Below are 11,799 nucleotides of genomic sequence, written 5' to 3'. Positions count from 1 at the left end.
GCGCGCGCGAACAGCGTATCCAGTTGTTATTCGTGCGATTTTAATCATCTCACGATCCGTTCTTGTGGCCCAGCGCGCCCACCGGCGCGTTCGGATCAGCAGTTCACTCAGCCACCAGGGGCCACAGCGGGTGCTTCGCCCGCCACAGAATTGTGAACTAAACTCCCGGCGGAGACCGCACCACCGGAGCACTCCTCGCCCGTTCCGCAGGTACCCCGCGCGCGGGCGAAAGCGGTCGTACCACTTTCCGTTGGAACGCCCATGCCCACCGAAGATACCGTCCACGTCGGGGCACTGGTCCGGGAGCACGCACACACGGTCCCCGAGGCACCGTCTGCCGAACCGGGTCCGGCCCACGCGGGTGCGGCTCGGGAGCCGGCCCCGGCGCTGCTGCCGACGCGGGTTATTGGGAGCGCGCCCGGCGCCGGCCCGGAACCCGCGTCGGCAGCAGCGCCGGGGCCGCGGGTTCCGGGGTACGAAGTTGAACACGAGATCGCCCGGGGCGGAATGGGAATGGTCCTCGCGGCGCGCGACCCGAAGCTCGGCCGCGACGTCGCCATCAAGGTGCTGCTCCCCGGGAGCGGGTCCGACGACGCGGCCCGGCGGTTCGTCCAGGAGTCGAAGATCACGGCCCGGCTCCCGCACCCCGGAATCCCTCCCGTCTACGAACTCGGCACGCTTCCCGATGGGAACCCCTTCCTGGTGATGAAACTCGTCCGCGGGTGCACCCTCGCCGCCGAACTCGCGCGCCCCGACCGAACGACCGACCTGCCGCGGTTCCTGCAAATCTTCGAGCAGGTCGCGCAAGCCGTCGGGTTCGCCCACTCGCAGTCCCTGATCCACCGCGACCTGAAGCCGGCGAACGTGATGGTGGGGGCCTTCGGTGAAGTGCAGGTCATGGATTGGGGGCTCGCCAAGGGGGTGTGGGAACCGGGGAGCGGCGCGCTCCCTGTTGATCCCGGGACCGAATGGGGGGCCGGCGGCCCCCGGGGAGCGGGCGCCCCCGTCCGGACCGAAACGGGCCTGGCGCTGGGCACGCCGGCGTACATGGCCCCCGAACAGGCGCGCGGCGAGTGCCTCGGCCCGCCGACCGACGTGTTCGCGCTCGGCGGGATCCTGTGCGCCGTCCTCACCGGGCGCCCGCCGTTCGAGGGCGACACCGTCCACGACACCATCCGGCGCGCGGCACGGGGCGACATCGCCCCCGCCTTCGTGCGCCTCGATTCCTGCGCCGCCGACGCGGGGCTGGTTTCACTGTGCAAGCAGTTGCTGAGCCCCGAGGCGCCCGACCGCCCGGCCGACGGCAGGGCCGTCGCGGGCGCCGTCGCGGCCTACCGCGCGGGCCTCGAACAGCGGCTCAGGGGCGCCGAGCGCGCGCGGGCCGCCGCCGAGGCCCGCGCGGCCGAACAGCGGAAGAAGCGGCGCGTGCAACTGGCACTGGCCGTCTCGATCGTCACCCTGGTTGGATCGGTCGGCGCGGGAGCGTGGTGGCAGGACCGTCGGGCCGCGGACCAGCAGCGCGATGAGGAGCGCCGGCAGTTCGCCGAGCGCGAGCGCCGGGACCGGAACGCGGCGGCGCTCGACGACTTGCTGGCGCACTGCGAGGACCGGTTGCGGCAGGGCGACGCCGACCGCGCCGAGGAGGTACTGCGCCGGGCCGAGGAGCGGTTCGCCGACGGCGGCGCGGCCGGCGCCAACGAGCGCCTGGGCCGCCTCCGGGCCGAACTCACACTGCTCAGGGAACTCGATCGCATCCGCGATCTGGAGTGGGGGGTCATCAAGGGCGAACATACCAAAAAGGAGCGCCTGATCGCCGCTTGGTCCGAGGCGCTGCGCCCGCTCGGGTTCACCGCGAGTTCGCCGCCGTCGAACGAGACGGCGAACCGGATCCGAGACGCAATGACCCGCGAGCGGTTGCTCGGGGCACTGGAGAACTGGTTCTGGACGCAGCCGTCCGACGAGGTGCTGGCCCTGCTCCGGGCGGCCGACCCCGACGGGTACCGCAACGACGTCCGCGCGGCCCGGCGAGGCGAGAACGTGGCGCGGTTGCACGAACTGGCGCGAGCACCAGAGGGGCTCCGCCAGCCGGCCCGGTTCGCTCTCCTGCTCGCCCGCGAAACGTGGCTCCCTCCCGCGAGGCGCGACCAGATCCTCCTGGCCCTCTACCAGCGGCAGCCGAACGACTTCCACGTGCTGATGGACCTCGCGGCGGTGCGCCCCGGCGAGCGCACCGAGCGCACCGAGCGCACCGCCGAACGGGTGGGGTGGTACCGCGCCGCGATCGCAGTGCACCCCCGCAACGTCCCCGCCTGGAACAATCTCGGCAACGCGTTGCACACCCTGGGCCAGTTCCCGTCGGCGGTCACCGCGTACCGGGAAGCCATTCGACTCGATCCGAAGTTCGCCGTGGCGTACTCCAACCTCGGGAACGCACTGCGCGATTCAAAGGACTTGCCCGGCGCCGCCGCCGCCTTCAAGGATGCCGTCCGACTCGACCCCGGCTACGCCCTCGGGCACAACAACCTCGCCAACGCCCTGCAAGACGCGGGGGATCTGCCCGGGGCGCTCGCGGCCTTCAGGGAAGCCGTTCGGCTCAAACCCGACTTCGCCCTGGCCCACTCGAACATGGCGAGCGCCCTTTGCGAGTCGGGGAACCCGCGGGCGGCGGTCGCGGCGTGCCGGGAGGCCGTTCGGCTCGCCCCGGCGGACGCAGCGTTCCGCTCCAATCTGGGGAGCGCCCTGCGCGAGGCGGGCGATCCGGACGGGGCGATCGGTGCTTACGAGGACGCGATTCGACTCGATCCGCGGTACGCACCGGCCCGATCCAACTTGGGGGCGGCCCTGCGCGACCGGGGCGACCTGCGGGGTGCGATCGCGGCCTATCAAGAGGCGATCCGGCTCGACCCGAAATTTGCCCCGGCCCACTCCCACCTCGGGAACGCGCTCCGCGAGGCCGGCGACCTGCGGGCCGCGGCCGCGGCGTGCGAGGAGGCGGTCCGGCTCGACCCGAACCAGGCACACGCGCACTACCACCTGGGACTGGTCCTGAAGGCCGCCGGCGACGCACCCGGGGCCGTCACCGCGTACCGAGAAGCGATCCGGCTCCGGCCCAAATTTGCCCCGGCGCACAACAACCTCGGGATCGCGCTGAAAGCCGCCGGCGACCTGCCGGGCGCCGTCGCGGCGTACCGGGCCGCGGTCCGAACCGACCCCAAGTACGCCCCGGCCTACAACAATCTCGGGGTCGCGCTGAAAGCCACCGGCGACCTGCCGGGCGCTATTGGCGCCTACCAAGAAGCCGTTCGACTCGATCCGAAGCACGTGTCCGCCAACTACAACCTGGGCCTCGCGCTGACAGCGAAGGGCGACGCGCCCGGGGCGATCGCCGCGTACCGACGGGCCCTCCGGCTCAACCCCGACCTCCTCCCCGCTCACGCCAGTTTAGCGCCGTTACTACAGGCATCCGGCGACCTGCCGGGGACCGTTGCCGCGTACCGCGAGGTGATCCGACTAGCTCCCCGGCACGCCGGCGCCCACGCCGCGCTCGGGTTGGCCTTGTCGGAGTCGGGCGACGCGGGGGCCGGGCGGGCGGCGTTTGCCGAAGCGGTGCGCCTCGACCCGAAACAATTCGGGCCACCGTTTCGCGCGCGCTTCCCCCTACCCGTTGCCCCCCCTCCTCGTGAGGCGAAGTCGCCCACCCGCGAGCGCGATTAATGGTCCAGCGGCTCCGGGAAAGCGGCGCCGGCAACGACCCGTGCGGGCCGCCCCGCCCGCATCACGGAGCAATCGCTGCCGAGCGGACCAATCACGGGATCCCGCGGACGATGAGCGGGCCGACGAGACGGGTGAGCGCGACGGGGAGCCGCTGCCACAACCGGATGACCTGCTGGAACCGCGGGTTGTCCGGGCGCATGTCGCCGACCTCGCCCTGGAGCACGCTGTACTGCCAGGTGGCCGGGTGCGGGACCGCGCCCCACTGCTTCTTGAACCGGAACGTGCTGCTCGCGACGGTCGAGCGGCCGAAGTCGAACACCCGCTGCCCGCGCTCGATCGCGCGCCGCAACAGGTGGTGGTACATCAGCATGTTCACGTTGCTGGGGTTCTGTTCTTTCAGCGCCGAGGCCGTCGGCACCTCGGTGATGCCCCAACCGTGCAGCAGGAGCGCGGCCGCTACGGGGTGGTCGCCGGCGTGCAGGAGGCAAATTTCCGCGTCGTTGGGGAACTTGTTCAGGATCGCGCGGAACAGCTCCTTGCCGTACACGGGTGAACCGAGGTCGCGCATATTCGCGCACAGGACGTCGTGGAACCCGTCGAGGCACTCCGCGCCGCCCCACTGCACCGAGAACCCGCCCTTTTCGCCCTTGCGGATCTGGTTGCGCACCTTGGGGCTGAATCCCTTCCACAACTGCTCGGGGCACCCGGGCAGCGGCAACCGCATGTGAACCTTGCTGGTCAGCGAGGCGTTCAGCGCCGGGTGCGCGATCGGGGCCTCGTGCCGCAGTTCGAGGTAGCGGACGTTGAGTTCCTCGGCGAGCGTCGCGGCGCGCGCGACGAGTTCGGCCTGGACTTCGGCGGAATGCGCGACGACGCCGTTCGTGTTCAGGTACGGCAGGCTGACGAGGAACCGGCCGAACAGCATCGAGCTGACGCACGCGAGCGGCAGGAACCCGACGGTGCGCCCGCTGGCGGTGGTTTCGAGCGCGTAGACCTCGTGCCCCAACCCGGTGCGCAGCACGTCGAGCCAGAGCGGGTGCTTGCTGAGCGGAACCTCCGGGGCCGAATGCCGCACGAACGCCGCGAGGTCCGCGACCCGGCCGGAGATCGCGGCGCGCGAGTGGGCGACCGTGACGAGCGGCGGTGGTGGGACGGGCGACATGGGGCGATGCATCACGAATTACCGAGGGTCAAAAACCGGCAGCGAACAATGGGGAGCACATCAATCACGGCCAGAAAAACTAAGACGCAGGATCGTACAAGAAATAAAACGGATAATGGACCGGGGGCACATCCGTAAATTAGGTAATTTCTGGTCCTCTTTATGTGCTTCTGGTGCCCTTCTGTGGCCAGCCCCGTTTTTCTGTTTTGATCGTGCCTGAATCAACGTTCTCCTGTGGCGTTTCCGATTCACCGTGCCAGCAGTTCGTCGTAGAGGCACTTGAGGCGCTGCATTCGCGTTGCGAAGTTGTATCGTGTCTCGACGGTTTTCCGCCCGGCCGCGCGGAACTGTTCCCGTCGGGAATCGCTCCGGAGTAACTCGGCCAGCGCCGCGGTCAAGCCATTGAGGTCACCCGGTTCGACCAGTGCGCCGTTGTGCCCGTCCCGAATCAACCGCGGGACGCCGTTCACGCGCGTCGAGACGACCGGCACGCCGAGCGCCATCGCTTCGAGCACCACGTTCGGGAGCCCCTCGCGCAAGCTGCTCAGAGCGAACACGTCCATCGCCTCGAAATACGCCCGCACGTTGGTCTGCCAGCCGGCGAGCCGCACGCGGGCGCCCAAGTCTAGTTCGCGAATCAGGCGCTCGAGGTTCGCGCGCTCGTCCCCCTCCCCGACGATGACGAGTCGAACGTCGTGCCCTTGCGCGACGAGCGCGTGAGCCGCGCGAATTAGAACATCGAATCCCTTCTCGGGCGACAACCGACCCACCGCGCCGATCACGGGGGAGTTTGTGGGTAAATCTAATGTGGCCTTTGCGTCCGCCAAAGTTTGTACGCGCGAATACTCCGCGGTGTCGATACCGTTTTCGAGCAGCACGCAGTTTTTGGCCGGCACCCCGGCCGCGAGGCACGCATCGAGGAGGTCGTCCGACACGCAGATCACGCGCTCGTAGTACGGGAGACAGAGCTGGTCGATGCGGTAATACAGCGGCGTCCGGCGCGTGTGCCGGACCCACCCGTGAACCGTCGTCACCAACCGCATCGGCCACAGGCGCTTCAGCAGCAGCCCGAGCGCGTTCGTCTTGTAATCGTGGCCGTGCCACACGGTTACGTTTTCGCGCCGGCAGATCGCGAGCGCCCGCGTCACGACGCGCCAGTCCCACGCTCCGCGGTCCGGGATGGAGGTGAGCGGCGCGCGGTACTTCGCGGCCTGGCGCGTGAGCACGTCGAACCCCGGATCACCGGGCGGGTGCATGTACGCGCACACCGTCCGGTACCCGAGCGGCTCCAGGAACCGCGGCGAGTTCAGGATGGTCTTCTCCGGCCCGCCGCCGGCCCCGGTCACGACGCGCGCGTCCAGGATCACCGGTTTGGTGGTCGGTTCAGCGCCTCGTTCGATTTCCGGTGAATCGGACAACAGAGCGGGCGGGTGAATGAGTGAGCCGGCGGTGTCCACGGCGTGGGTCGGTTGGAGTAAGTGTAGGTCGAGAACGGCCCGCGCGTGAGGAGAAGCGCACGATCAAGCGGGCGGAAAGATCGCGGCGAGCAGCGGTTGTAAACAGTGTTCCCAGTGGTGGTGCTGCTCGACGTATTGCCGAGCGGCACCCGACAGCGCGTGACGCAGGGGCGCGTCCGTGAACAATGCACTGACGGCACGGACCCACTCTTGCGGGGTCGAAGCCGAGAGCAGGTGAACCCCGCTCTCCGTGCCCAGTGCGGCCAGCGCCGGCGGCGCGGCCACCACCGCTTTCGCCATTGCCATCGCTTCCAGTACCTTGTTTTGCACGCCGCGGGCGAGCCGGAGCGGAACCACTACGGCCGCGGCCGAAGCCACAAACGGGCGCACATCAGGCACTTGACCGATAACAGAGATACCGGGGATCGCGGCGAGCGCTTGCACCGCGGCCGTCGGTTTGCGCCCGATAATGCGGAACTCGGCGGTGGGGAATTTTTCACGGAGCGCCGGCCAAACGTCACGCGCGAACCAGATCGCGGCGTCTTCGTTCGGCAGGTAATCGAGCGCGCCGACGAACGCACACGCCAGTTGTGTTTCGTACTGCACCGGCGCGAAGTAGTCCAAATCGACGCCGTTGGTCGCGACCGTCGCAGCGCCCGCGTGGGTGAACGAATCGTAGACGTTCGCTTCGGCCCGACTTACTACACTCGCGGCCCGCGCGAATTCGGCTATCGCGCGTTCGGCCTTTCGTACCCGCTTCGCTTCGAGGCGGTACAGCCATTTCTTGGGCGCGCGACCGACCGCCGCGAAATCGAGCCATTTTTGGCTGTCCACGTCGATCAAATCGACGACCGCGGGCGTACCAGCAAGAGCGGGGATGCGCAGATACGGCACGAGCGCGGACGACGACGCGACAACGGTATCGAACTTCGTCTCCGCCGCCCACTGTTTCAACACGCGGGCCAGCCCGCTCGACGCGAATAACCCTTCCGAAAGGCTCGCGCCGGTGGCGAGGCTCCACGCGGCCCGGCCCCAACGCGACACGCGGCCGACTGGGATCACAGCGACCCGTTCGCAGAGATCATTGAGTGCGGTGAGCGATTCCGGCGGAACGGGTTCGTCCGCGAGGCACCCGAGCCAGACGCGGCCGCGCGTCACCATCTGCCGGAGCAGATGGTACGTGCGAATGCGGTCGCCTTTATCTGGGGGGTAGGGAACGCGGTGCGTGAGATAAAGAACCCGCGGGGCGGGTTCTTGTAGCGACCGGTCCATCACGCGGGCATGAGAGCGGGCATCGTTTCGCTGTCGTCGGGGATCGACACAACGTTGGCGACGAACCCGGCGGCCACGGCGTCGCGGTTCGGGAGGAAAAACAGGCGGCGGAGCGCGTTCGGGCTTGCTCCCGCTTTGCACAGAGTGGCCGCAATCAAGCGGAGGTCGAGGAACAGGCTCTGGTTCTCGACGTAGTAGAGGTCGTACACGACCTTGTAGCGCACGCTGGTCACGTCCGAGTCGGCCGGCAGTTGGCACTGCGCGAGGCCGGTCACGCCGGGCTTCACGCGGAGCCGGTGGCGGTAGCCCGGGACGAGTTGGTTCAGGCCCTTCGCCTGGATCACTTCGGGCCGTTCCGGGCGCGGGCCGACCAGACTCATGTGCCCGAGCAGCACGTTGAACAGTTGCGGCAGTTCGTCGATGTGCGTGGCCCGCAGGAACTTGCCCACGGCGGTGATGCGCGTGTCGCCCTTCTGCGACCACTGGATGCCGGAGCTGGCCTCGCAGTTCAGTCGCATCGAGCGGATCTTGATGATCTTGTATTTGCGCCCGTTCAGCCCGACGCGCGTTTGTGTGTAGAACACCGGGCCGGGCGACGTGATCTTGACGGCGATCGCGGCGAACGCCATGAGAACGAGAGCCAACGGGAGCATGGCGAGTGCGGCGGCGTAGTCGAACACGATTTTCGCCGCGGCGTACCAGCCCAAGTTCACGGGGATCTCAAGAACCGCGTCCGACGGGAGGCAATCGATCTCCGGCCACGGTTCGCGTTCGGGCGACTGGGCGGGGGTCGGCAGTGTCGGCGGGTGCGTCGGCACAGCACTCATAAGGAGTCCGTTCTCCGGCTTCGGGGCGAGGCGTTAAACGTTCTCGGGTTCCCGCTCGCGTTACGGGCGAAGCAGCGGGTCTTACTTCGATTCGGACGGTCGGGGGGCCAGCGCTTTTTTCACTTCGGGCAAAAAGTCCGTCAGGAATTCGTGGATCGGGTCGTGGGCGCTGGTCGCATCTGGCCCGGGTCGCGTCACGTACATTTTGTATAGCGCAGACTGCCAACCGAACCGGACATTTGTGGAAGCTTCCCAATCTCCACCCAATCCCCACATCCAGCAAACCCGTTGCGACTCGGCTGGTGGGGCCATCTTATCAAATCGAGCCGACCAGTAGGTCGCGGGCGACTGGTCCGGCAGTGCGACCGCTTTTTTCTGCGGCTCTCCTGCCATTGTATAACCGCTACCGGCGTAACAAGCCTCGGGGGTATGGGCGCCGATAGGACCGCTAGGACCGCACAAGATCAGTACGCTGAATTCTGCTCCGGTCTTTCTGTGTTTATAAATTCTTGACAAATGCCCAGTCGCTTCAGCTACTTTCAACACCTTATCAGACATCTGGTATTCTGAGCTCGTCCAGTTTCCGAAATTTGTGGGAATACCGGTGAGCTTTTCAGATGCGGCGCGAACGTCTTCAGACGGTCCCCATCGATTCGACCGCGTTCCTTCAACTATCGCGGCTCCCGCAAGCCCCGCCACCGCAAGCACAATCACCAACCACTTGCGAAGCACCGCACGCCCGGCATTTCCGGGCGAAAGTGCGGGCGCGATTTGGTGGGGGTGAATGCTCATGTGGGCACTATTCGCATCGAACTGCGGTTTCGCAAGGTGAGCAGGGCTTAAATTCGCTCGCCTTGCGAAATCGATAGCGACATAAGTCTCTATCCGAAAAATGGTTACGCGGGAAGCTGTTTCACGTAGTTGTAACCGTAGGAATACACGTCCTGCTTGATGCCGTTCACCACGGCTCCGACCAGTTGGATATTCAACTGCGTCAGTTTCTCCGATGCGGTAACGACCTTCGGCAGTTGGCTTACATCCTGCATGATCGAAAATACAACACCGTCCACGTGTTGCGCGATTAAGAGGGCGTCCGCGACCGGCAGCACCGGGCAGCTATCAACGATCACGAAGTCGAACTGTCCGCGGAGCCGGTTGAACAACGTTTTGAGCGGGTTCCCTTGCGCGAGCGCGGCGATGGTTGCGTTCGAGCAGTGGCCGGCGGGGATGACCCACAGGTTCGGGACCGCGGTAGCCTGCACCGCGTCGCTCACGTCCACTTCCTGACGCAACACTTCAGACACGCCCGGCGCGAGGGGAAGCTCGAACAGCTTCATGATCGACGGGTTCCGCAAGTCGCAGTCCACGATCAGGGTGCGCATCCCGGCGGTCGCCATACTGGTTGCCAGTTGGCTCGCCAGCGAGGTCTTGCCCTCGCCTTGCGTGGCACTAGTCACCATCACCACTTGCATCGCCTGGGCCTTCGCGGTGTGGAGCAGCATCGTGCGCGTCGAGTTGATGGACTCGTTGAGTACGAAGCGCCAGTTCGCGCCGCCGGCCTCGGTCGCGGCCTGGAGGCTCGCGCGGTTCGGGAACGCGGGCACGGTCCCGATGACCCGCATCCCGAGTTCGTTCACCACCTGGTCGACGCCGTCGACACGGCGCGAGCGCCATTCGAGGAACGAGACGAGCAGGATCACGCCGAAGAAGGACACGGCTCCGCCGGCCGAGGACAGCACGATCTTCTTGTTTTGGTTGTTGTTCGGGATCTTCTCGGCGCCGCCCCGGGCGCTCACGCGCCCGCTCTGCAGGGCCGCGACCTGCAACTGAATGAGCTGCGACTGGATCTTGTCGTGCATCTCGCGCTGCGGCTGAAGGTTTTTGCGGTCCTCGTCGATGCTCAGCCCGCCCGCGGCGGTGGTCGCGATCACCCGTTGCAGCCCGTCGCGCTCGAGCCGGTGCTTTTCGCGCACCCCCTTCTTGACCTCGATCGTGTAGGCCAGTTCCTCGGCGCGTTTTTTCTTATTCGCGGTGTCGATCGCCCGGGCGACCTCGAGGGCCTCGGTCGCGGCCAGTTTTTCGGCGCCCTTGACCTCGGCTTCGAGTTTCTTCACCTCGGCCCGCAGGGTCGCGATCCCGTCGTCGAGGTCCGGGTTGGTGGCCTTCGTTGCCTCTTTGTCCGCGTACTCCTTGCGGGCGGTGTAGGCGCTCTTCGCCGCCTTGACCCGCACGTCCGCGGCCACGAGTTGGGTGACGATGGCCGGGTCCGGTGGGGTCTTCGGATCCTTGTCTTCTAACTGTTTTTGCACCACCTTGAGTTCGGCCTCGGCCTTCTCGATCTCGCGCCCGGCCCCCACGAACAGCGCGTCGGCTTCGACGTGCTGCTTTTGGAGCAGCGCGAGGGCGTTGCTGGTGGCCTCCGCGCCCGTGGTACCGTTGGTCCGGCCGGCCAGTTCGAGCTTACTTTTTTGGTCGCTGAGCTTCTTTTCGATGCTCGTGAGCGTGGCCTGGAGAGCGGCGCTCTGGTCGTCGCGCTGTTTGCGGTCGAGGACGGTGGCGTCGTCCACGTACCGCCGGACGACGTGGTCGAGGATCACCTTCATGTCCTCGATGTTGTTGCCGGTGAGCGTGACTTCGAGGATCTCCGGAGCCGCGACCGCGACCCGGATCGTGTCCTCGAGCATCGCGACCGGGTCCTCGGACTGCTTGACGGTGTCGAGGCTCGATACGGCCGGGTCCGCGAGGGCGCGGGTGAACACGTCGCGCGACTTCAGCAGGAACATCTGGTGGCGGCGGTACGCCTCGAAGTCCTCCTGGGTCTTGTTGACGAACTCGACCTGCTTGGGTTGTAGTTGCACGAGCGCCCGGACCTGGTGCTTGCCCGTGGGCAGTGCGAGCCAGATCCCGACCGCGACCGCGACCGCGACCAGACCGCCGATAAACGTGCCCAGCACCCACCGCCGTCGGAATGCGTTCAGCAACCCAAGTGGGGTGGGAGTGGCCGCCACCGCCGGTCCCGGGATGTTGGGCTGGTTCGTGTAGTTAAACGGCGAAAGCGCGACCGGGACCGGCCCCCCGCTCTGCGGGACCTGGTACGGCGGCTGCATCATGGGTGGGTCACCGGCGATCGGACGGGCCATTATGTGGGGTCTCCGGCGCGGAAGCTCGGAGCGGGGTGCGTGCGCACGTCCCGCGTGCGGACAGGCTCGGGCCGAACCCGGAGCCGGGACCGGGGCTGGTTTATCCGGGGCGACCGATTCGACCCGCAAATTCAACCCCGTTAAAAACCTTAGCACGCTGCGCGCCGGATGTTCCGGTGGCCGCGATGCTTCTCGCTGAGCGATCGCAAACAACTACCGTCGTTGGA

Annotated in this window: 7 protein-coding genes; 1 reads left to right on the top strand and 6 read right to left on the bottom strand. The window is 67.1% G+C overall.

Annotated features, from left to right (window positions below):
* The first annotated feature begins 261 nt into the window (after nucleotides 1-261).
* Complete coding sequence (locus VT84_RS03670) at nucleotides 262-3,714, top strand: tetratricopeptide repeat protein (protein ID WP_082838552.1); 3,453 nt, start codon at nucleotides 262-264, stop codon at nucleotides 3,712-3,714.
* Between the two features lie 91 nt (nucleotides 3,715-3,805).
* Here the strand turns inward: VT84_RS03670 and VT84_RS03665 are convergent, their stop codons facing one another.
* From VT84_RS03665 to VT84_RS03640, 6 genes are all read right to left on the bottom strand, one after another.
* Complete coding sequence (locus VT84_RS03665) at nucleotides 3,806-4,876, bottom strand: FemAB family XrtA/PEP-CTERM system-associated protein (RefSeq protein ID WP_239465663.1); 1,071 nt, start codon at nucleotides 4,874-4,876, stop codon at nucleotides 3,806-3,808.
* Nucleotides 4,877-5,124: 248 nt separating this feature from the next.
* Nucleotides 5,125-6,333: a glycosyltransferase gene (locus tag VT84_RS03660; RefSeq protein WP_239465658.1), complete on the bottom strand. Its 1,209-nt coding sequence runs from the start codon at nucleotides 6,331-6,333 to the stop codon at nucleotides 5,125-5,127.
* Between the two features lie 63 nt (nucleotides 6,334-6,396).
* Nucleotides 6,397-7,605, bottom strand: coding sequence for a TIGR03087 family PEP-CTERM/XrtA system glycosyltransferase (locus VT84_RS03655; RefSeq protein WP_052553352.1), 1,209 nt, complete (start codon nucleotides 7,603-7,605; stop codon nucleotides 6,397-6,399).
* The gene (locus VT84_RS03650) at nucleotides 7,605-8,432 is read right to left on the bottom strand and encodes a sugar transferase (protein ID WP_052553354.1); all 828 of its coding nucleotides are present in this window, start codon (nucleotides 8,430-8,432) and stop codon (nucleotides 7,605-7,607) included. The genes VT84_RS03655 and VT84_RS03650 overlap by 1 nt, the downstream gene beginning before the upstream one ends.
* Before the next feature lie 81 nt (nucleotides 8,433-8,513).
* Nucleotides 8,514-9,224 (bottom strand): exosortase-associated EpsI family protein, encoded by a 711-nt coding sequence (locus VT84_RS03645; RefSeq protein WP_082838550.1) that lies wholly within the window; start codon nucleotides 9,222-9,224, stop codon nucleotides 8,514-8,516.
* Nucleotides 9,225-9,328: 104 nt separating this feature from the next.
* Entirely contained in the window at nucleotides 9,329-11,572 is a 2,244-nt protein-coding gene (locus tag VT84_RS03640; protein WP_052553356.1) for a polysaccharide biosynthesis tyrosine autokinase, read from the bottom strand.
* Between the last annotated feature and the right edge of the window lie 227 nt (nucleotides 11,573-11,799).

It is taken from the genome of Gemmata sp. SH-PL17 (genome assembly GCF_001610855.1).
GTDB lineage: Bacteria > Planctomycetota > Planctomycetia > Gemmatales > Gemmataceae > Gemmata > Gemmata massiliana.
This window is presented reverse-complemented; position numbering and strand designations above follow the sequence as displayed.